This is a genomic window from Halorubrum sp. GN12_10-3_MGM, assembly GCF_005435235.1.
GTDB lineage: Archaea > Halobacteriota > Halobacteria > Halobacteriales > Haloferacaceae > Halorubrum > Halorubrum ezzemoulense.
On sequence record NZ_SGUB01000024.1, the window covers coordinates 1 to 24,797 of the forward strand.

Sequence of the window (24,797 nt, forward strand, 5' to 3'; positions counted from 1 at the left end):
ACATCCACTGGAGCCACGGCAACTTCGGCTACTTCCCGACCTACTCGCTCGGTTCCGTGATGGCCGCGCAGCTGTTCGAGGCCGCCGAGGCCGAGATCGACGACCTCGACGCGAAGATCGCCGAGGGGGGCCGGAAGGGGGAGCCGTCGAGGAGTTCACACGGTCCGGAACGCCCGGTCGCCGGCGTCGCCGAGGCCGGGGACGATGAACCCGTCGTCGTCGAGGTGATCGTCGATGGCGACCGTCAGCAGGTCCGCCTCCGGGACGGCCTCGCTCACGCGGACGAGGCCGGCGGGCGCGGAGACCGCGGAGAGCACGAACAGGTCCTCGAAGTCGTCGGCCTCGTCGAGGACGTGGTCGAGGACGGCGGCCATCGTCGATCCCGTCGCGAGCATCGGGTCCGCGACGATGACGGTGTCCTCCGGGCGGATCTCGGGGAGCTTCACGTAGTCGATGGTGATCGGGAACTCGCCGTCGTCGGTCATCCCGGCCGCCTCGTCGCGACCGGCGGAGATGACGCCCTGCTTCGCGCGGGGGAACGCCTTCAACAGCCCCTCGACGAAGGGGGTCGCGGCCCGGAGGACGTTGATGATCACCACGTCGTCGAGTCCTTTCACGCGCTCGCCGGTCGTCTCCGCGAGCGGGGTCTCGACGGGGACGTACTCCGTCTCCATCGCGCCGTCGATGATCTCGTAGCCGCAGATCCGCCCGAGCTTCACCAGCCCCTTCCGGAACGCCACCTGTTCCGTCTCGGCGTCGCGCAGCCGCGAGAGGGTGTCCGTCGCCAGCGCGTGCGTGATGAGGTACGCGTCGTCGCGGTCTTCGATCGTCATTATACGGAACCGCGCCCGGAACGGTCTTAAAACGTGGCGAATCGAGCGCTCGCCGGACCGCGACCGGAGGGCAGCCCCCTCCGGCGACCGCACCTAGCGGAGCGCGACGACGTACGTCACCGCGAAGAGGATCACGGCGAGGGTCGCGACGTTCCGGAGCGACAGCGTCGCCGTCCCGACGAAGTCGAGCCCCCAGACGATCATCCAGGCGAACCACGCCGAGAGCACGGCGTTCATCGCGAGCAGCACCTTGGGATCGCCTGAGGAGCGCTCGACGCCCTCGCGGATCCCGGCCTCGTCGCCTCCCTCGTCCGTGCGCTCCTCGGCACTCATACGCGGATTCGCGGCTGTGCGCCACTTAGCTCTTGTCCGTTCGGGCCGTACGGCCCTCATGATCGGCCCGGTCCGCCTCCGCAACCGACGCGGGGACCCCATCGATCCGATCCCCTTCCTCGTGACGACGGGGCTCGCGTTCGCGCTGGTCTTCTCGTTCGGGCCGCTGTACGGCCTCGCCTACGGGCTGTCGCTTTCGGCCGCGCTTGCCCTCTCGGCGCTCGGGTTCGTCGGAGTGACCATCGTCGCGTACCGACAGCTCGTCCGGTCCGCGCCTCCGGTCGGTGCCGGGGCGCTCCCGGCCGACCTCCGGTTCGAACGCCTGTTGTACGCCGGGGTCGTGCTGGGGATCGCGTTCCTTGCGCTCACGCTGCCGCTGCTGTGACGGGGCGCCGAGCGCGGGGCGGCCTCCGCGGGTCGGCTGTGCGAATCGGTTACACGACACCGGGGGACTAAGATGATCGATGCGGATCATTACGATATGGGCATCTTCGAGACGGTAACCGACGCGCTGGCGGGGTCGACGGGGACGGCACCCGGGGCCGCCGGCGATGACGGCTCCGAGGGGGCGTACTGGTGCGACGACTGCGGCGTCCGCGTCCGCGACGTCGACGACGAGGGGCTCGACCGCGACGCGGAGGGGACGCCGACGTGTCCCGACTGCGGCGACCCGATGCGGTTCGCCCGCGCGACCGGGGGCGACTGCGCCTGCTGATCGCCGACCGCCGGTCGCGTCGAGGGGTTACGGCTCCCGGAGCGCGACCTCGGCGCCCTGCTCGCTCGGGAACGGGGCTGGGCCGACGTCGGCCGGGTCGTCACCGATCCCCGGGTCGCCGAGCTCCGCGAGTTCGTCGTCGGTCAGAAGCGCGTCATCGAGCCGGTCGACGAGCGGTGCCTCGTCGACTCCCGTGCCGATGACGACGAACTCGGTCCGGCGGTCGCCGTGGTCGTCGTCCCACTCTAGCTTCGGGCGGTTCGAGCGGAGCATATCGCGCTCGACCGACGGCAGGCTCGCGATCCACGGGCCGAGCGCCTCGACGCGGACCGACCGACCCGCCTGCCCGACCTGCTGGCGCTGGTCGGTGCCTGCGACCCACAGCGTCCCCTTCGAGCGGACCACGTCGGCGGGGAGGTCTCGGAGGAGAGCGGCGAGTCGGTCCGGGTGGAACGGCCGCCGGCGGCGGTAGGTGAAGGAGGTGACGCCGTACACCTCGTCGGGGTGGCGGTGGTCGTGGGCGTGGTCGCCGTCGCGGCCGTGGTCGCCGTCGTGAGCGTGGTCGTCGTCCGTCCCGCTGTCGGCGTCGGCGTCGTCGACCTCGGCGAGCGCGCGCTTCCAGCCGGGGAGTTCGCCGAGTTCCCGCTCGTCGAACAGCTCGACGCCGAGGATCCGGTCCGGGTCGACCGCGGAGAACTCCGTGACGACCGTCTCCGCGTCGGGCTGGAGCGCGCCCACGAGGTCGACCGCCTCGTCGATTTCCGCGTCGGTACAGAGGTCCGCCTTGTTACACACCACGAGGTTCGATACCTCGACCTGCTCGACGAGGAGGTCCGAGAGCGGCCGGTCGGCGTCGTCCTCGTCGCCGGTCGCGGCCCCGGCGCCGGCGTCGGGATCGACGCGCCGCTCCGGCGTCTCGTCGCCCGCGAACGCGTCGAGGAACTGCCGCGTGTCGATCACGGTCACCAGCGCGTCGACCCGGTACCGGGCCGCCGCGCGCGACTCGGTCGTGAACAGCCGCGCGACTGGCGCGGGCTCCGAGATGCCCGAAGACTCGACGACCAGGGCGTCGAAGGAGCGCTCGTTCGCGAGCCGCACCACGGCGCTTTCGAGGTCGTCCTGAAGCTCACAGCAGATACAGCCGTTCGACAGCTCCGTGACGCCCTCGACATCGACCTCGGACTCCTCGGCGATCAGGTCCGCGTCGACGTTCACGTCCCCCATGTCGTTGACGAGGACCGCGATGTCGCGGTCGCCGGCGTTCCGGAGCAGGTGGTTCAGAAGCGTCGTCTTACCCGCGCCGAGTCCCCCCGAGAGCACGGTCACCGGGATGCGGTCGTCCATACGGGCGGATCGGACACGACGCTCTTGAACCCCCGGCCGACACACGGAAACTCGGGCGGCGGGGCGAAAACCGGGCGGCGCGCGGGGCCGGCCCGGGGGGTGAGACCGACGCGGACCGGTCCGAGCCGATACGTTGATACGCCGCGGTCGTCGTACTCGCGATATGGTTCTGTCCGCCTCCGCCGTGTCGCTCGTCAGCGTCTCGGTGACGGTGCTGATGGTCGCCGCGATGCTGTATCTCGTCTGGGGATCGCTCGACAGCGACATCCACACGCCGAGCCCCGGTAGCGAGGACCACCCGGAACTGGACGACGACGGCGACGACAACGACGAGGCGTCGGGCGAACTTCCGGACGGGAACGCCGCCTGACGCCGCGACCGCCGAGGCCGATCCGGCCGCTGTCCGCCCCTCGGCGGCCCGGGCCGCGACAGGTTTTAACAGGGGAAGAGTGTCATGAGGAATGATGACAGTAGCAGACCGGATCGAGCGGTTCCGGGCGGTCCTCGAGGAGTGGGTCCGGGGCCTGTACCACGGGATGATCACGCACCCGGCCTACGAGAAGATCGAGAAGGAGGCCGAGGACGCCGAAGACGAATTCATGCTGGCGTGTTTCCCGGACGCGTTCGGGATCCCGTCGCCGGTGTCGTACTACACCGCCGAGCTGCTCCCGTACCTCGAAGACGAGTTCGAGGCGTGGGAGCGGCGACTGTGGGACCGCGAGACGCTGCTAGAGCGGAAGGGGCAGCAGTACCACTTCTGATGACCGGACGACACTCACGCCGCGACTGATGGAGCAGTTCGTCTTCTTCGGCGGCAAGGGCGGCGTCGGCAAGACGACGGTCTCGTGCGCGTACGCCCACCGCTGCGCGCGAGACGGTCTCCGGACGCTCGTCGTCTCGACCGACCCGGCCCACTCGGTGTCGGACGTGTTCGACCAGCGGTTCGGCGACGAGCCCGAGTCGGTCGCGGACGTCGACAGGCTCGACGCGATGGAGATCGACCCGGAAGACGAGATGCAGCGGCACCTAACGGAGATCCGCGAGGCGCTCTCGGAGCAGGTGTCGGCCGCGATGGTCTCGGAGATCAACCGCCAGCTGGAGATGTCCCACGGGACGCCGGGCGCGTACGAGTCGGCGCTGTTCGACGCGTTCGTCGACGTGATGCGCACGGAGAGCGAGCCGTACGACCGGGTCGTGTTCGACACCGCCCCGACGGGGTCGACGCTCCGGCTGCTCGGGCTCCCTGAGTTCCTCGGCGACTGGATCGACCGGCTGCTGTACAAGCGCGAGCAGTCGATCGACCTGTTCGAGAAGGCGGCGATCGGGGACATGGAGCCCCGGCGCCTGCTGGAGGGCGACCCCGTGATCGAGCGGCTCAACGAGCGCAAGGAGTTCTTCGAGTACGCCGGCGAGACGATGCGCACGGACGCCGCCTTCTTCCTCGTGTTGAACCCCGACCAGCTCTCGGTCAACGAGACGGAACGGGCCATCGAGGCGTTCACCGAGCGAGACCTGCGGGTCCGCGGGCTGGTGGCGAACAAGCTCACGCCGTCCCCCGACGAGGGAGAGCAGGGGCGCGGAGCGCGCTACCTCCGCGAGAAGGTCGAGACCGAGCGCGAGCGGCTCGCGCAGGTCCGCGAGGGGTTCGACCCGCCGCTCGTCGCCGAGATCGAGTCGCGCACGACGGAGGTCCGGGGGGACGTGCTCGCCGACGTGGCCGCGTCGCTCGACGTGGAGCCGTAGATCCGTCGGAGGCGAGCGCGCGGCCGCGAGCTGGGAGAGCGCGCGCGGCGATCCGACTCGATCGCGCGCGGCGGCTGCGGTCCGTCCGGGTGCGCGCGAGGTGGGTCGACGGGCGATCTGGGCAGATTTTACCTATTAGTCAGAGAAATTAACTTCGTTTCGACGGTGAGTAGCGTTACTCGATCCGGGGGAGTCGTCGATCGTCATGAACGAAGATAACGTTTAAGTTCGACATAGTGAATCGATACCACGAGGCAGGGACCTTATGACAAGTATAATTTGGATCGTCGTCGCCGTGCTCAGTACGTTCACCGTGGGATACGTGGGGTACTCGCGGTACCTCTCTCGTTTCGTCGATCTCGACGACGAGCGGGAGACGCCGGCACACAAGTACGAGGACGGCCAAGAGTACGTACCGGCGAAGAAGCCGGTTCTGTTGGGGCATCACTTCTCAAGTATCGCGGGCGGCGCGCCGATCGTCGGCCCGATCACCGCCGGAGCCATCTGGGGCTGGGTGCCGGCGCTGTTGTGGGTCGCCATCGGCAATCCGCTGATGGGAGCGGTCCACGACTTCATCTCGCTGTCCGGGTCGATGCGACACGAGGGGAAGTCGATCGGCTACATCATCGGCGAGTACGTCGGCGAACGCGGCAAGGACATGCTGCTGTGGTTCGCGTTCCTCACCATCATCCTCGTGGTGGCGGTGTTCGCCTTGGTCGTCGGGATCGTGTTGAACGCGTTCCCCTCGGCCGCGACCGCGAGCCTCGTGTACATCGCGCTGGCGTTCCTGTTCGGCGTCTACCTGTACCAGCTCGACGGCCCGTTCCTCCCGGGGACGGTGGTGTTCGTCGCGGGCGTGTTCGCGGGCGTCTGGCTCGGTATCCAGTACCCGATCGCGCTGTTCCCGGCGGTGGAGTCCGGGGCGTTCCCCCAGGGGACCATCGTGCTCTTCGAGTTCCTCGGTAACGGCGGGTGGCTGCCCGGAGCGGTGATGAGTGCGGACGCCATCCTCCAGCCGAACGTCGCCGCGTGGGTGCCGGTCATCCTCGTCTACGCGACACTGGCGAGCGCGCTCCCGGTGTGGGTGCTGCTTCAGCCCCGCGACTACCTGTCGTCGTTCCTCCTCTACTCGGGAGTCGGCGGCGCGTTGCTCGCGATTATCGTCGGAACGCTGCTCGGCACCTCGGCCCAGCCGCTGACCGTCGATCCCTCCATCGGCGCGTACATGGGCTTCTTCGGTAGCGAATTGGCCGTCGATACCCGGGGTATCACGCCGCTTTTCCCGCTGTTGTTCGTGACAATCGCCTGCGGAACCATCAGCGGGTTCCACTCGCTGGTGTCCTCCGGGACGACGGCAAAACAGCTGAACAAGGAGAGCGACGCTCGCCTCATCGGCTACGGCGGGATGCTCGGTGAGGGGCTGCTCGCGTCGGTCGCCATCTCGACGCTCGCGGTGGCCGGGGCGACCACGGCGGCCGCGGGCGGCGGCATCGGCGGCGCGCTGCCGAACTTCGCGACCGGCGGGGGGATCATCCTCACCAGCCTCGGGATCCCGCAGGGCGTCGGCGCGCCGTTCATGGCGCTCGTGTTGGTGAGCTTCCTGCTCACCTCGACCGACACCGCGGCGCGGCTCGGTCGGTACATGATGGAAGAGATCGTCGGAACGACCGGGAGCGGGACGACGACGGGCTTCTCCGCCGACCTCGGGAGCATCGCCAAGGGCCGGTACACGAATCCGGCCGTCCAGTCGCTCGTCGCGTACCTGCTCGTCATCTCCGGCGAGTGGGTGACGCTGTGGGCGCTGTTCGGTGGCGCGAACCAGCTTCTCGCGGCGCTGGCGCTGCTCGCCGGCACGGTCTGGCTCGCGAACTGGGACGAGTCCAAGCAGCTCGCCTCCACCGGCGTCCCGATGACGATCATGGTGACGATCACCGTCCTCGGGCTGTCGTGGGTGGCGCTGTGGGACAACCTCTATCAGAAGCTCATCCTCGGTAACGTGGCCGGACTCAGCGGCCAGATATCGGCGGTGGTCCAGATGGGGCTCGCGTTCGTCCTCATCTACCTGGCCCTGTCGCTGGTGCGGATCGGCTACGACAACATCACGACCGTGCGGAGCGACAGCGGAGCGGCCGCAGAACCGAGCGACGACTGACTGAGATCGGCCCGGTTCGGCGCGGTTTTTTCCGAACGACCGGCGACGGTCAGCGCCAGAAGCGCTTCGCGAACCGCGAGAAGAACCCTTCGTCCGGCGAGTCGACCCGTTCCCACAGCCGGAACGCGGCCGCGGTGTCAGCGTTCTCGCTGGCGACGAGTGCCTCGCGGTCGGGCGCGACCGCGACGAGGTTCACCTCGTAGTGGCCGTAGTAGCCGAACTTCAGCAGCGTGCGGTCGCTGAACCCGGCGACGAAGTCGGCGACGTCGTCCGGGATACGGTCGGCGACGACGACGACGGTGACGTCCGTGCCGTAGTGCTCCTCGTGGCCCTCGACGCGCTCGTCGGCGACGTCGTGAGCGAACTCGACCAGTCGCTCTAGCTCCCCGACGCTCGGGGTCGACACCCGGCGGACGTACACGTACTCCCGCATGTCGTGGTCCGCGTAGCTCAGCGCCGGGTGGAGGAACTGCTTCTGATTGCGTACCCGCATCTCGGCGGTCATCTCGAAGCGCTCGCCGTCGACGACCGCGTCGCGGTCGAGGTCGTAGCTGTACATCAGCCGGTCGGAGACGCGGTCGAGGTACTCGTCGTCGTACTCGGGGACGGCCTCGCGAATCTCCGCCGGCAGCTCCTCGGGGGCGCGGCGGTCGTCGGCCCCCGCCGGGTCCGCGGCGTCGGCACCCCCCTCGCCGTCCGCCTCCGGCTCGGCACGCTCACTCATCGGCGGGCTCGTACGCGACCGCGTCGCCGTCGGCCGGGGGCGCACCGATCGCCAGCACGGTGACGGGAGCGTCGGCGTCGGCCGGGTTGTACGCCCGTTGGGGGCTCTCCGGGTCGACGACGAACAGGTCGTCCGCGGGCACCTCGTATGTCTCGTCGGGGGTCTCGATCACGAGGGTGCCGTCGAGCACGTAGAACGCCTCCTGTTGGGTCTCGTGGTAGTGGTACGCCAGCGGGAGCTGCTCGCCGGGGGCGGCCCTGAATCGGTTGATCGCCGCGGCGTCGAGCCCTCCAGAATCGGACAGCTTTCGACACTCGCACGGCCGGTCCGGCTCCGGGTCGACCGAGTCGACGTCGACGACACGATATCCCATGGGAACGCATTCCACGGAGCGAGTGAAAAGGGCGTCGGGAGCGGAGCGGGCGCGAGCGCCCCCGAGGCGTCGTTTTCCCGAGGCGGAGTTTTAACCGGGAGGACCACGTCGTGTGATGTGAGAGACCATGACAGACGAAGGAGACGAGGCGGACGGCGCGGTCGAGGCGGAGGCCTGCGGCCGCTGCTCGATGTCGACGGTCGTGGGGGCGGTGGCGAGAGACCAGTCCCCCGAGGAGCGCGCCGAGCGCGACCCGTTCCGCGGCGAGCGTATCGAAGTCGACGAGTCCGCCGTCCGGCGCGCGTCGCCGGCCGGCTACCTCGGCGAAGTTAAAGAGCGGCTCGACGCGGTCGCGCGCCGGATCGCGTACGGCAGGTGAGCGTCGCAGCGGTCCCGGCCGAGGAGGCGCGCGCCGTAGCGGTTCCGGCCGGCGAACCGAGCGGCCGAGTCCCGTCAGTTCGGAGAGACTTATACCCCTCCGTTCCGTAATGAGGGCAACCGATGGAAGAGAGCATCTCCGGCTTCAAGGTGCGCGGGGACTGGGGCGACGTCGTCGAACACGGCGAGCGGATCGCCTTGGCGCTCCGGGAGGTGGGCGTCGACAGCGACGCCTACTACGAGTTCGACGAGTGGCGTCCCAAGACCCACGAGCGCATCGACGAGGACGTCTCGGAGAAGACCGCGGCGCAGGCGTCCGTCGACGAGGGAGAGGGCGAGCGCGCGGGAAAATCGCCGGGCGACGACCTCCAGACGGCCGGCGAGAAGCTCACCGAGTCCTACGAGAAGGTCGAGGAGAACGACACCGAGAGCGCCCGCGAAAGCTGGGGCGAGTCGATCGGACACGTCGCCCGGGCGGCCGACTCGGCCGGTCGGAAGGCGATCCGGAAGGTGGAGGACGCCGTCTACCGGAACGTGATGACTCAAGTGGCGCCGTACTACTTCGACAACGATCTCGTCAGCGCCAACATCCAGGAGGTCGCCCGAGCCGAGGACGGCGAGACGTTCGTCTTCGAGGTGAACGTCAACGACGACGAGCTGAAATCGGAGGTGTCGGCGGTCCTCGACGAGTACGAGTCCGAAATCGACCGCTGGCACGTCGAGACCGAGAAGCGGACCGACGAGGTCGCGGCCGCCGAGGGCGTCGAGCCGCCCGCCGAGGAGGGCGGGCCGGACTCGACGACGACGTGAGGCGGAGCGTGTCGGGCGGCCGCGAACGCGGAGCCACATCGGTCGTCTTTAACTCGCTCACCGCTGAATCGAGCCCATGAGCGAGGTACTCCGAGTCGAGGCGGGCGAGCTGTCCGTGGACGAACTCATCGACGCGCTCAACGACGGGCAGCGGATCCTCGTCGACGTCGAGGTCGCGGGCGCCAACCACGAGGTCGCCCTCCGATACGACGGGGAGACGTACCACTGCGACACGCCGACGAACCTCCACCGGCACGCCGACGAGTCAGGGATGCGCGGCTGTATCGACCAGATGGGGTACGCCGCCAAGGAGTGACCACCCCGAGTCGGAGAAACCGGCATTTAACCTCGCCGCGCACGAATCGGCCCGCATGAGCGACCCCGAAATCGAGGACCTCGTCGGCGACGGCTCTCCCTCCTTCGAACACGTCCTCTCTTGTGTCTTCGGCGTGCGCGACCACGAGAGCCGCGCGTACCTCGCGCTGCTGGAGTACCCGGGCAGCACCGTGTCGGAACTCGCCGACGCGCTCGACCGGGACCGCTCGAACGTGAACCGTTCGCTGTCGACGCTCCGCGAGAAGGGGCTCGTCGAGCGCCGCCGCCGCCTGCTCGACTCCGGCGGCTACGTCTACCAGTACACCGCGACGCCCGTGCCGGAGGCCAAGCGCCGGCTCCACGACGCCCTCGACGAGTGGGTGGCCGACGTCCACGACGCCATCGACGGGTTCGAGCCGGACGAGAGCTGATCGCGTCGCTCGCGGCGACTACGTCTCGGACTCCGCCGAGTCCTCCGGCTCTTCTCCGGCGCTCAGCCCGTCGTCCTCAGGGCGGTTGAGCGCGCGCTCGGCGTCGTGGTGCTCGGAGTAGCCGTCGAACCAGCGGGCGATCCGCTCGATGCGGTCGACGACGTGCGCGGGCTCGCCGGACCGCGAGAGCTCGTGGCCCTCGTGGGGGTACCTGACGAATCGGGTGTCGACGCCGTTCTTCCGTAAGAGTCGGTGGTACAGCTCCGCCGTACAGATCGGCGTCCGGGTGTCGTCCTCGGAGTGAATCAGCAGGGTCGGGGTGTCGACCGCGTCGGCGTGGCCCGTCGGCGACTGCTCCCAGAGCCACTCCGGCTCCGCCGAGGGCACCGTGTCGAAGTCGCCCTCGACGAGCTTGTACGCCGCGTCGGTCGACCCGTAAAAGCCGGTGAGGTCGTAGACGCCACGCTGGGAGACGGCCGCGCGGAAGTAGTCCGTCTGCCCGACCGCCCACGCGGTCATGAACCCGCCGAAGGAGCCGCCGGTGACGAACGCGTTCGAGTCGTCGATCTGGGGGCGGTCGGCGACCGTCTCGACGCCCGCCATCACGTCGCGGAGCGTGATCGCGCCCCAGTCGCGCTCGATTGCTTGCGTGAACGCCTCGCCGTAGCCGGTCGAGCCGCGGGGGTTCGACCAGAAGACGGCGTAGCCGCGGGCCGCGAGCGTCTGGAACTCGTGCCACATCGTTCCGGCGGTCGACCACATCGCGTGCGGGCCGCCGTGGATCTCGACCGCGAGCGGGTACTGACCGTCCGCGTCGGCGGACTCGGCGTCACCGGCCTCGACCGGTGGGGTCAGCAACCACCCCTGGATCTCGACGCCGTCGGACTCGAAGCGAAGCTCCTCGGGCTCGCCGACCGCGCGCTCGTCGAGGTAGTCGGCGTTCAGGTCGGTCAGGCGGGTCGTCTCGTCGGCCGCGGCGTCGTAGGCGAACGCGTCGCCCGGGTGGTCCCACTCGCTGGCGGCGAACGCGACGGTGACCGACTCGGGACCCGCGTCGGCGTCGCCCCCGACGGTCGCGCCCGAGACGGTCCCCGGCCGGAGCAGGCGCTCGGGCGTCTCGCTCCCGTCTGCGGGGACCCGCCACAGCGCCGTCTTCCCCTCGTCGGGCGTCGCGAAGTACAGCGTCTCGTCGGCCGGCCCCCACTGCGGGGTCGTCCCGCGGCCGAGGCCCCGGTCGACACCGCCGGTGAGGTCGGTGACCGAGCCCGACTCGACGTCGAGGACGCGGAGGTCCGTCGGCTGCATCGACACCTGCTTCGGCTCCGCATGCGTGAACGCGACGCGGCCGTCCGCGGTCGCCGCGAGGTCGGCGCCCCACCCGGTCGTGGTGTGGGCGCGCTCGGCCTCGCCCGCGTCGAGGTCGTGGGCGTGGATCGCGATCTCGACGGAGTCGTCGGGGTCGTCGCCGACCGCCTCGGTGTAGTACAGCGTGTCGGCGTCGCCCCACGACGGCGCGGCGAAGTCAGCCTCCCGGTCCGTGACTCGGTCGACCGCGCCGGACTCGGCCGGGTCGGGGTCGGTGACGCCGCCGACCGTCGCGTCGGCGTCGACGACGTACACGCCGGGGCGTCGGCCGTCGAAGTGACGCTCGGCGGCGCGGTAGACGGTCCGGTCGATGACGCGCGGGTCGGGGTGGTCCTCGGGCTCGTAGTCGTCCGGCACCGCGAGGTCGCGGTCGGTCTCGTGGTCGTCGGCGGTCACGGACTGGACGAAGGCGATCCGCTCGCCGTCGGGCGACCACGCGATCGACGAGACGCCGCCGACCACGTCGGTGACGCGACGGGCCTCGCCGCCGTCGAGCGGGAGGACCCACAGCTGCTGGCGGTCGTCGGCCGCGCCGCGGGTGGAGGTGAACGCGATGCGGTCCCCCGAGGGACTCCAGCGCGGCTCGGCGTCGGCGCCCTCGGCGAGGGTGAGGCGGCGCGGCTCGCCCTCGCCCGCTGCGTCGACGAGGTACACCGTCGTCTCGTAGCTGTCGTCGTCGTTCGGCTGTCGGCGCACGAAGGCGACGCGGTCGCCGCCCGGCGAGATCCGGGGGTCGGACGGGACCGCGATGTCGTGGTAGTCGGCCGCGGTGATCGGCTCCATGCGTGTGGGTCGGACGGGGGAGGCAAAAGGCGTCGGGAGGCGGAAAGGCGAGGATCGACAGGCGAAAGGCCGCGTGTCGGGGGACGGAAAGGCGAGCGTCAGGAGACGGAAAGCCGGGCGGCGGCGCGAGCGACGCCGACGCCGAGCCCGCGCCGTGGGCAGCGCCCAGTCGTCCGTCGCTCAGTCGCCGCCGTTGTCGAACGCGAGCGAGACGCCGTCTGCGTCGACGGTCGCGCCCGCGGCGCAGACCGGGTGTTCGAGGTCGGCGCCGAGCAGTTCGGTCGCGACGGGCTCGGCGTCGGTCGCGGTCAGGTCGTACGGCTCGGGAGAGTCCGTCTCGTAGGTCGCGACGACGGTCGGCTCCTCGACGGCCTCGACGAGGAGCGCGTCGCGGCGGACGGTTCCGATCGTCGCCGACTCAGCGCCGACCACGCCGGCGACGCGAGGCGTGTCGTAGTCGTCCTTCTCGTAGTCGAGCGCGAGCAGCGCGGAGGCGAGCGCGTCGCGCGCGGGGTACCCGCGCTCCAGTTTCTCCGCGATCGGGTCGACGTGCGAGCCGTTGCCGAGGACCGCCAGCGGCTCCTCGGTCGGGGTCTCGACCGCGCGAGCGCAGTTGTACGAGACGTAGGGGTTGTCGGTCTCCGGCGCGTCCGCGGTCGGGCCGACGGTGAGCGTCCCGCCGCGGTCGCGGACGCGGCGGTTCGGGAACGAGCGCGAAGAGACGCGGTAGCCGCCGATGCCGGGCGCGACGACGACGAACCGTCCGACGTACATACATTTTCGTGTGTATCGAGTCGCATAAAGCGCATCGATATGCGCACGAACGCGATCCGTGGGCGAGATGCCTTCTTCATGATCTGCCGCCGGCGACGGCGGGGCGGTGACGGCGGGGCGGCGACGACAACAGTGGGGACGGGACGGCGACGACAACAGTGGGGACAGGACAGCGAGACAACAGTGGGGGCGGGCAGCGACGCCCGCCGGCGCCCGCCGATGCTCGTCAACCGATCGCACGGCGACCGCAACGCGCAACGCTTACAAACACGTACTGGCTATCCGTAGGTGCGCAGTCCATTGGGGTAGTGGCCAATCCTGTTGCCTTCTGGGGGCAACGACCCTGGTTCGAATCCAGGATGGACTACTTCTCTCGGTTTCGTTTCGAGTGGAACGGAGTGGCATCCACGTCTCGTGGTTTCCAGTTGAAACGAAGGGGTACCGATGAGCGGGCGGCCGCCGTCACTTCTCGACGTCCAGCAGGGCGACCCGCTCGCGGACGACATCGGCGAGACCGCCGGTAGTCGCGGTGAGTTCGCGATCAGTGACTCCGTAGAACTCGCGCACCCGTTCCTCGTCGAAGTCGACCGGAAGCCCGGAGTCGTCGGGGTCGGTGCGCGAGTCGGCGGCGAGTTCGCGAACGGACTCGGTCGCCTCGTCGAGGTCCGCGGACGGGCGGTCGGCGCCGGACACGTCACCGAAGTCCGCGACGAGGACGACCGCGGCGCGCTCGCCCTCCGAGACGCCGAGTTCGAGCGCGCGGTCGATCTGCCTGCGCCCGGCCGCGTACAGCAGGACCTCGACGCCCGGGTCGCGCGCGACGGCCTCGCCGCGAGCGATCGCCCGCGCCGCCAGTCGCGCCGCCTCGCGGAGGTGCGTCGGGGAGACGACGAGGTCGGCGTCGAACGCCTGGACGACCGCGCCGGTATCGGCCGCAATCGCGTCGAGGTCCGCGAGAAACGCGTCGAGGTCGTCGATCGCGAAGGTGCCGGCGACGAGGCTGACCCCGGGGTCGGGCGCTGGCATCCCGTCGCCGCCGGCCGCGGAGTCGGTCATCCGAAATCACCCAGGCTGGCCTGTCCGTCGCCGTCGCCGTCGGCGTCCGCGCCCGCGGTCGCCGCCGCGGAGGCCGAGCTGTCGGGGTCGACGCCGTCGAGCGAGGGGTCCTCGCGGCCGGCGTTCTCCAGGATGCGCTCGGCGGTTCGCTCGCGGCCCCGCAGCGCGCCGAGGACGACCGCCTTGTCCGCCTCGCGGAGGTCGGCGCGGCTCTCGATGCCTGCCTCGTAGAGGCGGCGGGCGCGCTTCCGACCGACGTTGCGGACGCCCGCGAGGTCGAGGAGTTCCTCCCGGACCCCGTACTCCAGCCGCTTGCGGGCCTCGCGCACCTGGACGACGGTGTCGCCGTCGATCCCCTCCACGTCGCGCGCGAGCGTCTCGGCCGCCCGGAGGAGCCACTCGGCGGTGTCGACCTTCCCGCGGATGTCGCCGGGGCCGACGCCGTACCGCTCCGCGATCCGGTCCTCGTCCACCTCGTTAGCCCAGTCTTCGAGCAGGCGCCCCGTCTTCAGCGCGGCGAGCCAGTCCTCGAAGCGCACGTCCTCGTACTCGGAGGGCACGTCGCCGAGGAGCTCCGCCTCGCGCTCGTAGCAGACCTCGGTGTACTCCTCGCGGTCGCCCGACTTGAGGTACAGCTCGTAGGTGTCGGGCGTCCGGCTGACGAGGTGGTAGAGTCCGAGCGGCGTGACCGCCGGGGCGGCGTCGCCGGCCGACGCCGGCCCCTCTGAGGCGGGGTCGTCCGGTTCGTCCTCGCCGGCGCGAGTGTACGTGGTGAACCCGGGGTCGTCGGCGTCGGCGGTCGGGTCGTCGGCCGCGACGAACTCGCCGTCCGCGTCCGCGGATCCGACAGGCCCGGACCCGTCGTCCGCGACGGTCCGAAGCCCGTCGAGTATCTCGGCCGCGCTCATCGGGTCGAGGTAGAGCCGCGAGACGGTGTGACCGATCCCGGTCGCGGCGAGGCCCTCGCTCCCGCCGTCGCGGTCGCGCTCGACGAAGCCGTTGACTTCGAGGTAGTCGAGGACGGTGTCGGTGACCGCCGCGAGCCGCCCCTCGTCGTCGGTCTGCGTGGCGTAGAGCGTGTTGTCGAGGAACGAGAGGAGCCCGTCGCGGGTGGCGGCGAAGCCGGACGCGACCGTCGCGAGGACGTGGGTGCGGAGGGCGGGCTCGGCGGCGAGCTTCGAGCGGACGGGTTCGGCCTCGGCCCAGACGTACCGCTCGAACAGCTCCTCGCGGGTGTCGGCGTTGTTCGCGAGCAGCACCGCCTCGCCGTAGGGGTCGAGGCCGGGGCGGCCCGCGCGGCCGCACATCTGGTGGACCTCGAGCACGTCGAGCGGTTTCATCCCGCCGAACTCGCCGTCGTAACGCCGCCAGTCGCGGACTATCACGCGGCGCGCGGGCGTGTTGACGCCGGCCGCGAGCGTCGGCGTCGCGGAGACGCACTTGATGAGGCGGTCGCGGAAGGCGTCCTCGACGAGGCTGCGGTGCTCGCTCGCGAGGCCGGCGTGGTGGAACGCCGACCCCTCCTCGACCGCGTCGGCGAGGTCCTCGGAGGTGTCGGTGTCGGAGACGCCGCGGATCTCCTCGGCCAGCTCGCGGAGGCGGTCGCGCTCGTCGCCGGTGAGCCGCGGCCCCGTCACGTCGGTGAGCTTGCGGGCCGACGACTCGGCGTTGCGCCGCGAATTGACGAAGACGAGCGAGGAGCCGCCCTGGCCGTCCTCCTCGGTGTCCAGGGCGTCGGCGACGAGCCTCGCGGTCTGGTCCTCGCCGCGCTCGACTGGGACCTCGCGCTGGCTCCCGTCGTCGAAGTTGATCGCGTTGCCGAAGTGGACGCCGGTGTGGAGCTCGATCGGTCGCCAGTCGGACTCGACGAGTTCGGCGTCGAGCCAGTCCGCGATGACGTCGGCGTTGCCGACGGTCGCCGAGAGCGCGACCGTCTGGAGGCCGGGGTTCACCTTGCGGAGCTTCGCGAGGGTCACTTCGAGGGTGGGGCCGCGGTGGGAGTCGTCGACGAGGTGGACCTCGTCGCTGACGACGCAGGTGAGGTCGTCGATCCACGGCGCGCCGTTGCGGATGAGCGAGTCGACCTTCTCCGAGGTGGCGACGATGATGTCGCGGCTGGCGAGCCACTCGCCGTCGGAGTCGTAGTTGCCGGTGGAGACGCCGACCGTCACATCGAACTCTTCCCAGCGCTCGAACTCGGCCTTCTTCTCGCTGGCGAGCGCGCGCAGCGGGACGATGTACAGCGCCTTGCCGCCGCGCTCGACGGAGGAGAGCATCGCCAGCTCGGCGATCAGCGTCTTGCCGGACGCGGTCGGGACCGCCGCGACGAGGCTCTCGCCGTCGGTGACGCCCGCCTCGACCGCCGCTTCCTGCGGCGGATACAGCTCCGCGACGCCCTCCGCTTCGAGCGCCTCGCCGACGCCCGCGGGGAGCCCGGAGAGCGAACTCGGTTCCATTACCGGAGTCTGGGCCCCGCCTCGATTTAAACCGTCGGAACGGGCCGAACATAGCGGAAGAACGCGCGGCGGCGCGTGTCGGTGAGCGGCCGGAGCGAAGCGAAGGCCGCGAGCTGCGCGCGCGAGTCGCTGGCGGCCGGGGGCAGACCAAGGGCGCCGTCTCGCGACCTACCCCCCGTGCGATCCCGACCCTACAGCGTCCCGGCGGCTGACGACCACGTACAGTCCTCGAAAGCCGACGGCGACGCCCGCGCCGAGCGACCCGAGCGCGGTCGCAACGGCGAGCGCGGGAACGAAGAAGGCCGGATCGAGGACGTAGTCGGGCGAATCGGCGATAAACGCGATCGCGGTTGCGTGTCCCAAGACGGCCGCGGCGTCACCGAGCCACGCGAGTGCGATCCCGCCCCGGTACCAGTAGACGAGCGCCGCGATCGGAGCCCCGAACACGGCGTACCCGAACGGCTGGTAGGTCGGATAGGAGGCATATAACCAGAACGTGGACGGGACCGAGAGAACGGCGGCGACAGCGATGACGACAACCGCTCTGTGCCGCTCCCCCGACGAGCCGAAGAAGCGTTCCGACGCTGAACGCTCGCTCGGGGGACTCAATCGACGGAGGGCAGAACCGACGACGACGGCGAAGGCGCCGACCGCGAGGCCGAGCCGGAGGTGAGTCGGAAGCGTGACGCCGAGGACCTCCATCTCCAGTACGTCCGGCAAGGGGCTGAACGCCGCACGCGCGAGAGCCGACGCGACCGGGATGGCGGGCCCCGCTGCGAGCGTGTAGATGGCGGCGCCACCGTGATACTGAACGAGGATAGCGATCGCCGCGGCGGGCAGGTAGAGGACGGCGGTGGCACGCGAGTGACCGATGTCGCTGATCTCCGGGGCGACCGCGCGGATGGCACCGAGTTGGGTGGTCACCTCCGTACTCGCACCGTACGCCGCGTTCGACCGCCAGTAGGCGGCGTAGAGGACGAACGCAAAGACGAACACGAGACCGACGGTGCCGGCGATACGGAAGCGACCGTCGGGACGGCCGAGGAGGGCACGGCGGACGTCCATTGAGGGAGACGACTGTGGGACTCGGTAAAACGGTTGGGAGATCAACTGTTCGTCTCGCACCGGCCGCCACGGGAGGTCGAATCCCGACGGACCGACTCAGGGAGCCACGCCGACCGTCAGCAGCGTCCCCCACGTCCGGTAGCGGTCCACCATCGCCTCGCGCGTCTCGTACCCCTCGGTCGGGAACTCGGAGGCGTCGGGAATCTCGGTCTCGCGGTCCGGGATCGCGTCCTGCTCGGCGACGTACAGGCCGGCCTCGCGGAACGCTTCGCGGTACTCCTCGCGGCTCCACAGCGTCATCTCGACGGCGATGTTCTCCTGCCACGCGTGGGTCGTCTCGCTCTCCGCGAAGTAGTTCACCGCGCAGTAGAAGGTACCGCCCGGCTTCAGCACGCGGCGGACCTCTTCGAGGGTGTGGACCGGGTCGGCCGCGTAGTAGAACGCCTCCATCGAGAAGACGTGGTCGAAGGAGTCGTCGGCGAAGGGGAGTTCGTCGAAGTCGCCGACGAGGAAGCCGACCGCGTCGTCGTCGGTGTACTCGCGGGCGTTGCTGGCCATCTCCGGGGCGCCGTCGAGGCCGTAGCCGCGGTCGATCCCCCGCTCGCGGAGCGCGCGGAGCGCGTAGCCGGAGCCGGTCCCCAGATCGAGGACGGCGTCGCCCGCCTCGGCCGGCATGCGGGCCAACACGTGTTTCGCGGTGTGCCAGTGGCGGTCCTCCATCCCGCGGTCCTTCCCGCTCGCCGCCCACTCGTCGAACTCCTCGCGGACGCTCATACCGGCCGAACGGGGAGAGCGGTGAAAAACGGCGGTGTTTTACCGGCTCCGCTCCCGCCGGTGGGTATGAAGCGACCGCGAGCGCTCCGCCGACCGAACTTCCGGGTGGCCGACATCGCCCAGCAGTCGGTCGGCGGCTTCCTGCTCGCGGGGCCGTTCGTCGTCACCGCGGAGGTCTGGGAGCTCGCCGCGGGGATGAACTGGGTCCAAGCCGGTGTGACCGCCGCGCTCGTCGGACTGATCGGGTACGCCGCGCTGTACCGGGCCGACACCGGACGCGACGTCGACGAGGAGCCGGACTTCGTCGGGATCCCGACCCGCTTCGTCTCGCTGATGACGGTGGCGTTCGGGTCCGTGCTCCTGCTCGCGCTGATCTTCGACGCCCCGCAGACGTTCCTCGTCGAGGGTGGGATCGGCGACGGCGCGGTGGTGGCGACGACGGCGAAGGCCGTCGCCGTCGGCGCGATGTTCAGCGTCGTCGGCGCGGCGACCGCCGACAGCGTGTTCTGAGAGGGGCGTGGCGCGCTGTCGCGGTCACGGCGCCGCGGTCGCGCCGTGCCGCTCGCTCCGGCCTCACAGCACGACCGAGACGACCGCGAAGAGGATCAGCACGCCGGCGATGTCACAGAGGTTCGTCACCACGGGGATCGTCGTGTCGTCCGGATTGAGCCCGACGCGGTAGGACACCTCGACGGCGGCGACGCTGGCGACGACGACGAGGACCGCGAGGCACAGCCCGGAGACCAACGAGATCAGCAGCACCCGGCCGAGCGCGAGCGACCCGCCGAGCGCGAGCCCGATCGCCCACGCGGCGACTCCCACGGCGCCGAAGACGGTCGCCGCGAGCCCGAACACCGCGCCCGTGTTCGCCCGGAGGGCCGGGTTCGACGGGCTGAGCTCGTAGGTCCCGAGGTACAGCTGGGTCGTGAGCCGCGAGCAGGTGATCGACGCGAGGTTGCCGGCCGTCCCGATCTGGACGGGAACGAGGACTAGCAGGGCCGGGTACCTGAGCAGTACCGCCTCGTACGTCTCCAGTACCGTCCCCGAGACGAGCTGAAGCACCGACAGCGCGGCGAGCAGGGGGATCATCGTCCGGACGATCCGTCGGACCGACCACTCGTCGACCGCGGTGGACTCGGGGTCGGTCACGACAGCGCCCCCACGGCGGCGACGCCGACCAAGAGGAAGAACACCCCGAACACGTCGCCGAGCGTGGTGACCACCGGTCCGATGACGTTGTCTGGGTCGAGCCCGCGGCGGTAGCCGAGGAAGATGACCGCGATGAGCACCGTGATCATCAGCACCGCCGAGAGGAAGCCGGCGACGACCATCACGCCGACCAGCTGGAAGAGGCTCCCGCCGTCACCGAACAAGACGAGCGTCGCGTAGGTGACGACCGCGATGAACACGGAGACGGTCATTCCGTTCAGGAAGGAGGCAACGACCGCGTTCGTGAGTCGCCGGTCGGGTTGAAACCGCGGTTCGATGATCCCCTGGTGGAGCCCGGTCGAGAGCCGGGCGCCGAGCGAGCCGTACACTCCCCCGCGGGTGGCGAGGAACGCCGGGAGCAACAGGAGGAGCCCGGGGACCTCCGCGATGTTCGCGCGCATGGCGTCGGAGGCGAGTATCGTCCCCGCGAACAGCCCGGCGATCAGGCTGACGGTTATCACCGGGACCGCCTGCCGGTAGATGTCGCGCGCGGAGTCGTGCCCGGGCATCGAACGCACCGACGACGGGCGGGGCAAAAAAACCGACCGACGCGTTTGAACGCAGGATCGAGACTTGTCACAACTCATCGGTCCGTGACGGCGATCTCCAGATGAAACGAAGGGGGCGAATGCGGTGGAGACGCAGAGTACGTACGAATCAATTACGAGGAACAGGATCGGGAGAACGAGCGACGAGATCAGTTTCAGGAGGCCACTCACTTGAAACGGATAGAGCCGTAGATTTTGGTAGTCCTGCTACTCCCGACGGACTCTGTCTAGCTCCATTCGATTCAGTAATTCCGTGTTTTCGTCACTGGATTCGATTTTCGAGTAGTTGAGGGCGTCAGTTTCGCCTGTCGGATGCTCTTTTCGGAGTTCCTCCAATCTTGAGTCGCTGTGCTGTTGGGCCTTCTATTGGTCAGTCGAGTCGGGTAGAGGAACGAAACGAGAATCGTTCCGACGAAACCGGCGGCGATTACAGAGACCAACCGCGAGGGGGCGTTTCCCCGGACGAAAATGAACGCGGGGGGAGAAGTAGCGACCCCGTCGAGAACGTGAGCGTAGTGCGAATCGAAAAGTATCCGCTAGTGCTGAGGCCACCCAACCCGTCCGGATCCAGCGGGTCGACTTACAGATCAACGTTCTGGAGTTCACGGACGGCGAGTATCGTGGTGACGACGCCGGAGAATCCGCCGACGATGACAGCGTCGTATGTCCCAGAAGACGTATCGCTCATTCGCTCAACCACAGGTGTATTCTATTTGACTTAATTATTAGCCCGTCGACCGCACCGTTAAGTCGGTCGCGTGATTGCCGATCCCATGGACTACTCGCTCGCGATCGAGAACGGACCGGAAGCGATACCGGGTGGCACGGGACTCCTGCTCGTCCACCCGAGCATCGGCGAGACGGACCGAATCGACACCGATTTCCTGAAGACCGACACCGACGCGTTCCTCGTCGTCTCGACCCGGACGACCGCCCGCGAGGTCGAACAGAAGCTGGAGTACTACGACGTCGACGAGACGAAGGCGACGATCCTCGACACGCTCTCCGTCGAGCGCGGCTACTCGCGACGGACCGCCGACGACGTCTACTACGTCTCCGCGCCGGACGACCTCGACGGCGTCGTCGACCGCGTCGAGCGGTTCCTCACCGAGAACGAGGGGAAGCGGCGCGTCTCGGTCGACTCGCTCACCGAGATGGCCTACTACGCCGACGACGACGCGGTGTACGACGCCGCGAGCGAGATCCTTGACCTCCTCGACGAGCACGACGCGGTCGGTATCTTCCACCTCTCCGAAGAGGTCCACGAGGTCGCGACGCTCGACCGGTTCCGCGACCTGTTCGACGGCGTCATCGACCTCGACGGGGACGGGAACGTCGTCGTAGACGTCTGAGCGGCGGTCTGCCGCCGCGAGGAAGCGTCAGCTCTCGTCGAGGAGCGCCGCGAACGTCTTCTCTGTCCACGCCACGGCGTAGGCGGCCCCGCGGTCCCGGTAGGCGGTCGTGTCGAGGGCGGCGTACGGCGCCGGGAGGTCGAGGTCGTGTTTGACCGCCGAGCAGGCGTACTCCGTCGCGCTCGGGAACTCCGTGTCGCCGCGCGCGACCTCGCCGGAGAGCTCACCGAGCCGGCCGGAGAGCCGCTTGCCGGCGTCGACCCACGCGTCGTACAGCCGGGGGTGCTCCGACTCCCACGACGCGAACGTGTCGCGGGTGTGGAGGCCGACCCACGCGTCGAACAGCGCGTTCGCAACCTGGAACACGTCCGCCGGTCCGAATCCCGTCGTCGACGCGCCCGTCTCCGGGTCGGGGCGGCGGATCGCCGCGTCGAGGTCGCGGTAGCGCTCGCCGAAGAAGGGGAGGAACGTCTCGGGGAGCCCGGTCGAGTCTCCGCCGCTCACTGCGCCCGGAGCCGGGTCGCAGTCGATCTGGACTAGCCGCTCGGCGACGAGGAAGGCAAGGAAGTCTTCGGGCGTCCCCTCCGCACGTCGCTTGACGAGGACCGCGGGCGGATCGGTCTGTGCGGTCCGGACGACCGTCCCGTCGCCGGGGAGTCCGACGGTGAACGCCGGGCCAGCGTGCTTGCCGAGTAGGTCCGGGACCGCCTCGGGAAGCCACTCGGCGGGGTACGACGCGGGGTCGAGCGCGTCGACAAAGAGGCCGAGGTCCTCCGCGGCGGCCGGCGGGAGGGTCTCGAAGTCGGACTCGACGTCGAGGACCGGCGATCCCGGTGCGTAGTGATCGCGGACCGCTTCAATATCGTCGTCGAGCGCCCGGGGCGAGAACATCAGCCGAGGACGTACGAGAGGATGATGAGCACCGAGAGGACGGCCGAAACGCCGACCGTGCCAACCACGATCTGGGTCGATTTGGACATGCGAGACAATCCGTCCGCCCGTCGTTAAAATCATCCGGTCGACGCCAACCGTGCGGCGATTTTATGCCGTCGGCCGAGAGTACTGACGTATGCGAGTTCGTGACGCGGTCGAGGCCGACGCCGCGGCCGTCGGGTCGATGACGGGCCGACCCCGCGGCGTCGCTCGGAACATGATCCACGACCGGTCGGTTCGCGTCGCGGTGACAGACGACGCCGGGTCGGAATCGGGGGGAGCGCCCTCGCCGTCGGAGCCGAGCGGCGACGGTGACGGCGGTGACGACACCCCGGTCGACGCGGTCGCCGGGTTCATCGCGTTCGACGTGCGTGACGGGACGGTTCACGTGACGAACTTCGAGGGCACCGCGGCCGCGGTCGAGCGGCTGTTCGAGGAGCCGGTCGGCTTCGCGAAACGAGAGGGAATGTCGGTCGAAGTCATCGTCCCCGCCGACGGGGTCGGTCCGGAAGTGGTCGAGGCGTTCGGCTTCGAGGCGGCGGGATCCGGGCCGCGGATCGACGGCACGGCGACGACGAGGTACCGGTTCGATCCGGCGGAAAGCGGCTGAGGCGGACGCTTCGGGGTTTATCATCCGGTCAGGGCCGCGGCCGCCCATCCGGTCAGGGTTGCGGTCGCCGATCCGATCAGGATCGCAGCCGCCCATCCGGTCAGGGTTGCGGTCGTCGATCCGGTCAGGGTCGCAGCCGCCCATCCGGTCAGGGTTGCGGTCGTCGATCCGGTCAGGGTCGCAGCCACCGATCCGGTCAGAGTCGCGGTCGTCGATCCCCGCGAGGCTTAGTCAAAGCGCTCTTGGACGATTTCGAGGGCCTCCTCTCGGTCGTCCCAGTCGACGAACACCGCGACAGAGGTGGCGCTCGTGATCAGGTCGATGATGTTGATTCCGGCGTCCGCGATGGGCGCGATGATGTCCTGAATGACCCCCGACTGGTTGGGGAGTTCGCCGCCCGTGACGCGGATCACGGCGATGGGGTCGGCGACGGTGACGGAGGAGAGCGCCTCGTCGGTGACGACCGCCTCGTGGAGCAGCGCCTCGGCGGTCTCGGCGATGTCGACGTCGACGTAGAAGGTGACCGAGTCCATGCCGGACGCGACCGCGTCGATGTTGACCTCCTCGGCGCGCAGCGCGTTCGACAGCTCCGAGAGGATCCCCGGACGGTTGCGGATGGCTCGCCCCGCGATGGTGAGACACGCGAGCGGCTCCTCGCGCATGTCGATCAGGCTCTCGAACTCGCCTTCGATCCGCGTGCCGCCGCGGAGCAGGTCACCGTGCTGGTAGTGGACGACCCGAACCGCGAGCCCCTCGTCCTTGTACGAGAGCGCAGACGGCGCGACGACCTCGGCGCCGCGGAAAGAGAGGTTGCGCAGCTCGTCGACGGTGATCTCGCCCACGTTGCGCGCGCCCTCGACGACGCGGGGGTCGCCGGTCATCACGCCCTCCACGTCGGTGACGATCACGACCTCGTCGGCGTCTATGTAGTTGCCGAGCATGACGGCGGTGGTGTCCGAGCCGCCGCGCCCGAGCGTGGTGACGTTGCCCTCGTGGTCCTCGGCGAGGAACCCGGTGATGATCGGGACGACGCCGTCCATATCGGCCGCGATCTCCTCCGCCCGCCGCTTCGTCTCCGCCACGTCGACCTCGCCGAGTTCGTTGGTGACGACCGGCCAGTCCGGGTGGCCGGGTTCGAGGAAGACGGCGTCGACGTCGCGGACGGACAGCGCGGCCTTCAGCATGCGGACGCTGGTGCGTTCGCCCATCGAGACGATCTCCGCGCGGTCGGCGTCGTCCGTCTCGAAGGTGATGTCGTCGAGGAGGTCGTCGGTGGTCGACCCCATCGCGCTCGCGACGACCGCTATCTCGTGGCCGGCCGCGACCGCGCTCGCGACCGAGTCGGCCGCGCGCTCGATCCGGTCGCCGCTGCCGAGGCTCGTTCCCCCGAACTTCGCGACTACGCGCATGCGGCTACCCCGTCGCGGGTCCGAGAGGGTCGGTCTCCGGCGAGCGGTCGGCGGCGGGCGAGCGGGACGGCGGGTGCCGAGCCGACGCCGGAATTCCGGGTCGGTCGGCGGGAGCGATCGGTAAACATGCGACTCCGTAGCGGAGGAAGCCGGATAACAGTATCTTCTTCGACAAGGGTCGCCCGAATCGCCGAATCGTCCGGTTCAGTTGTTATACTACGAATAAAACGAGACGAACGATCACCGACGTCCGGAATCGCCGGGAATGTGGGGAGACGACGGTCAGAGAACGCGGGGCGGGACGGGGAAGGG

At 69.6% G+C, this 24,797-nt stretch carries 28 protein-coding genes and 1 pseudogene; 14 read left to right on the forward strand and 15 right to left on the reverse strand.

Annotated features, from left to right (window positions below; translation table 11 throughout):
- A pseudogene (locus EXE47_RS14730) lies at positions 1 to 128 on the forward strand (hypothetical protein); the annotation flags it as partial.
- 27 nt (positions 129 to 155) lie between these two features.
- On the opposite strand, the gene upp reads toward EXE47_RS14730, so the two are convergent.
- Together upp and EXE47_RS14740 are read right to left on the reverse strand one after the other, a co-directional pair.
- On the reverse strand, positions 156 to 833 hold the full coding sequence (upp, locus tag EXE47_RS14735; protein WP_049932007.1) for a uracil phosphoribosyltransferase: 678 nt from the start codon (positions 831 to 833) through the stop codon (positions 156 to 158).
- Between the two features lie 93 nt (positions 834 to 926).
- Entirely contained in the window at positions 927 to 1,166 is a 240-nt protein-coding gene (locus tag EXE47_RS14740) for a hypothetical protein (protein ID WP_086216696.1), read from the reverse strand.
- A 58-nt stretch (positions 1,167 to 1,224) separates the two neighbouring features.
- Between EXE47_RS14740 and EXE47_RS14745 the strand changes: the two genes are divergently transcribed.
- Positions 1,225 to 1,551 carry a hypothetical protein gene (locus EXE47_RS14745; RefSeq protein WP_086220239.1) on the forward strand — a complete coding sequence of 109 codons (327 nt, stop codon included), beginning with the start codon at positions 1,225 to 1,227 and terminating at the stop codon, positions 1,549 to 1,551.
- A gap of 96 nt (positions 1,552 to 1,647) precedes the next feature.
- Entirely contained in the window at positions 1,648 to 1,881 is a 234-nt protein-coding gene (locus EXE47_RS14750) for a hypothetical protein (protein ID WP_137708490.1), read from the forward strand.
- A gap of 27 nt (positions 1,882 to 1,908) precedes the next feature.
- On the opposite strand, the gene EXE47_RS14755 is transcribed toward EXE47_RS14750, so the two are convergent.
- Entirely contained in the window at positions 1,909 to 3,225 is a 1,317-nt protein-coding gene (locus EXE47_RS14755) for a GTP-binding protein (RefSeq protein ID WP_089308523.1), read from the reverse strand.
- Positions 3,226 to 3,388: 163 nt separating this feature from the next.
- Between EXE47_RS14755 and EXE47_RS14760 the strand changes: the two genes are divergently transcribed.
- From EXE47_RS14760 to EXE47_RS14775, 4 genes are all read left to right on the forward strand, one after another.
- Positions 3,389 to 3,595 (forward strand): hypothetical protein, encoded by a 207-nt coding sequence (locus EXE47_RS14760; RefSeq protein WP_049931998.1) that lies wholly within the window; start codon positions 3,389 to 3,391, stop codon positions 3,593 to 3,595.
- A 94-nt stretch (positions 3,596 to 3,689) separates the two neighbouring features.
- On the forward strand, positions 3,690 to 3,986 hold the full coding sequence (locus EXE47_RS14765; protein WP_049932143.1) for a hypothetical protein: 297 nt from the start codon (positions 3,690 to 3,692) through the stop codon (positions 3,984 to 3,986).
- Between the two features lie 28 nt (positions 3,987 to 4,014).
- Entirely contained in the window at positions 4,015 to 4,968 is a 954-nt protein-coding gene (locus tag EXE47_RS14770) for a TRC40/GET3/ArsA family transport-energizing ATPase (RefSeq protein WP_089308524.1), read from the forward strand.
- A 265-nt stretch (positions 4,969 to 5,233) separates the two neighbouring features.
- Positions 5,234 to 7,120 (forward strand): carbon starvation protein A, encoded by a 1,887-nt coding sequence (locus EXE47_RS14775; RefSeq protein ID WP_049931995.1) that lies wholly within the window; start codon positions 5,234 to 5,236, stop codon positions 7,118 to 7,120.
- Positions 7,121 to 7,169: 49 nt separating this feature from the next.
- On the opposite strand, the gene EXE47_RS14780 is transcribed toward EXE47_RS14775, so the two are convergent.
- Positions 7,170 to 7,844, reverse strand: a complete 675-nt coding sequence (locus tag EXE47_RS14780) for a hypothetical protein (protein ID WP_049931993.1) — start codon at positions 7,842 to 7,844, stop codon at positions 7,170 to 7,172.
- On the reverse strand, positions 7,837 to 8,217 hold the full coding sequence (locus EXE47_RS14785) for a cupin domain-containing protein (RefSeq protein WP_089308525.1): 381 nt from the start codon (positions 8,215 to 8,217) through the stop codon (positions 7,837 to 7,839). Before EXE47_RS14785 ends, EXE47_RS14780 begins: the two co-directional genes overlap by 8 nt.
- Positions 8,218 to 8,344: 127 nt before the next feature.
- Here EXE47_RS14785 and EXE47_RS14790 point away from each other — a divergent pair, with 127 nt between their 5' ends.
- From EXE47_RS14790 to EXE47_RS14805, 4 genes are all read left to right on the forward strand, one after another.
- Positions 8,345 to 8,596 carry a hypothetical protein gene (locus EXE47_RS14790; protein WP_049931991.1) on the forward strand — a complete coding sequence of 84 codons (252 nt, stop codon included), beginning with the start codon at positions 8,345 to 8,347 and terminating at the stop codon, positions 8,594 to 8,596.
- Between the two features lie 122 nt (positions 8,597 to 8,718).
- Entirely contained in the window at positions 8,719 to 9,405 is a 687-nt protein-coding gene (locus EXE47_RS14795) for a DUF5828 family protein (protein WP_086216691.1), read from the forward strand.
- 76 nt (positions 9,406 to 9,481) lie between these two features.
- Positions 9,482 to 9,721 carry a hypothetical protein gene (locus EXE47_RS14800; protein ID WP_049931988.1) on the forward strand — a complete coding sequence of 80 codons (240 nt, stop codon included), beginning with the start codon at positions 9,482 to 9,484 and terminating at the stop codon, positions 9,719 to 9,721.
- A 55-nt stretch (positions 9,722 to 9,776) separates the two neighbouring features.
- Positions 9,777 to 10,151 (forward strand): helix-turn-helix domain-containing protein, encoded by a 375-nt coding sequence (locus EXE47_RS14805; protein WP_049931986.1) that lies wholly within the window; start codon positions 9,777 to 9,779, stop codon positions 10,149 to 10,151.
- Between the two features lie 18 nt (positions 10,152 to 10,169).
- On the opposite strand, the gene EXE47_RS14810 is transcribed toward EXE47_RS14805, so the two are convergent.
- The 6 genes from EXE47_RS14810 to EXE47_RS14840 all read right to left on the reverse strand — a co-directional run bounded on the left by EXE47_RS14810 (position 10,170) and on the right by EXE47_RS14840 (position 18,424).
- The gene (locus EXE47_RS14810; RefSeq protein WP_089308526.1) at positions 10,170 to 12,299 is read right to left on the reverse strand and encodes a S9 family peptidase; all 2,130 of its coding nucleotides are present in this window, start codon (positions 12,297 to 12,299) and stop codon (positions 10,170 to 10,172) included.
- Positions 12,300 to 12,479: 180 nt separating this feature from the next.
- Positions 12,480 to 13,073 (reverse strand): IMP cyclohydrolase, encoded by a 594-nt coding sequence (locus EXE47_RS14815; RefSeq protein ID WP_086216688.1) that lies wholly within the window; start codon positions 13,071 to 13,073, stop codon positions 12,480 to 12,482.
- Between the two features lie 462 nt (positions 13,074 to 13,535).
- Entirely contained in the window at positions 13,536 to 14,129 is a 594-nt protein-coding gene (cgi121, locus tag EXE47_RS14825) for a KEOPS complex subunit Cgi121 (protein ID WP_089308527.1), read from the reverse strand.
- Positions 14,126 to 16,585, reverse strand: a complete 2,460-nt coding sequence (locus EXE47_RS14830; RefSeq protein WP_089308528.1) for an ATP-dependent DNA helicase — start codon at positions 16,583 to 16,585, stop codon at positions 14,126 to 14,128. The genes cgi121 and EXE47_RS14830 overlap by 4 nt, the downstream gene beginning before the upstream one ends.
- Positions 16,586 to 16,753: 168 nt before the next feature.
- Positions 16,754 to 17,650, reverse strand: coding sequence for a hypothetical protein (locus EXE47_RS14835; RefSeq protein WP_089308529.1), 897 nt, complete (start codon positions 17,648 to 17,650; stop codon positions 16,754 to 16,756).
- Positions 17,651 to 17,746: 96 nt separating this feature from the next.
- A complete protein-coding gene (locus tag EXE47_RS14840; protein ID WP_049931979.1) occupies positions 17,747 to 18,424 on the reverse strand; it encodes a class I SAM-dependent methyltransferase in 678 nt (225 codons plus the stop codon).
- Between the two features lie 66 nt (positions 18,425 to 18,490).
- On the opposite strand from EXE47_RS14840, the gene EXE47_RS14845 reads away from it, so the two are divergent.
- Positions 18,491 to 18,934, forward strand: a complete 444-nt coding sequence (locus EXE47_RS14845; protein WP_049931978.1) for a hypothetical protein — start codon at positions 18,491 to 18,493, stop codon at positions 18,932 to 18,934.
- A 63-nt stretch (positions 18,935 to 18,997) separates the two neighbouring features.
- Here EXE47_RS14845 and EXE47_RS14850 read toward each other — a convergent pair whose 3' ends face one another.
- Entirely contained in the window at positions 18,998 to 19,573 is a 576-nt protein-coding gene (locus tag EXE47_RS14850) for a magnesium transporter (RefSeq protein ID WP_049931976.1), read from the reverse strand.
- The gene (locus EXE47_RS14855; protein WP_049931974.1) at positions 19,570 to 20,142 is read right to left on the reverse strand and encodes a magnesium transporter; all 573 of its coding nucleotides are present in this window, start codon (positions 20,140 to 20,142) and stop codon (positions 19,570 to 19,572) included. The genes EXE47_RS14850 and EXE47_RS14855 overlap by 4 nt, the downstream gene beginning before the upstream one ends.
- Before the next feature lie 812 nt (positions 20,143 to 20,954).
- On the opposite strand from EXE47_RS14855, the gene EXE47_RS14860 reads away from it, so the two are divergent.
- A complete protein-coding gene (locus EXE47_RS14860) occupies positions 20,955 to 21,533 on the forward strand; it encodes a hypothetical protein (RefSeq protein ID WP_049931973.1) in 579 nt (192 codons plus the stop codon).
- Between the two features lie 27 nt (positions 21,534 to 21,560).
- Here the strand turns inward: EXE47_RS14860 and EXE47_RS14865 are convergent, their stop codons facing one another.
- Positions 21,561 to 22,424: a hypothetical protein gene (locus EXE47_RS14865; RefSeq protein ID WP_086216142.1), complete on the reverse strand. Its 864-nt coding sequence runs from the start codon at positions 22,422 to 22,424 to the stop codon at positions 21,561 to 21,563.
- Between the two features lie 178 nt (positions 22,425 to 22,602).
- Here EXE47_RS14865 and EXE47_RS14870 point away from each other — a divergent pair, with 178 nt between their 5' ends.
- A complete protein-coding gene (locus EXE47_RS14870; protein WP_089308530.1) occupies positions 22,603 to 23,076 on the forward strand; it encodes a hypothetical protein in 474 nt (157 codons plus the stop codon).
- Positions 23,077 to 23,303: 227 nt separating this feature from the next.
- On the opposite strand, the gene EXE47_RS14875 is transcribed toward EXE47_RS14870, so the two are convergent.
- Positions 23,304 to 24,485 carry an aspartate kinase gene (locus EXE47_RS14875; RefSeq protein WP_049931970.1) on the reverse strand — a complete coding sequence of 394 codons (1,182 nt, stop codon included), beginning with the start codon at positions 24,483 to 24,485 and terminating at the stop codon, positions 23,304 to 23,306.
- Positions 24,486 to 24,797 lie beyond the last annotated feature (312 nt).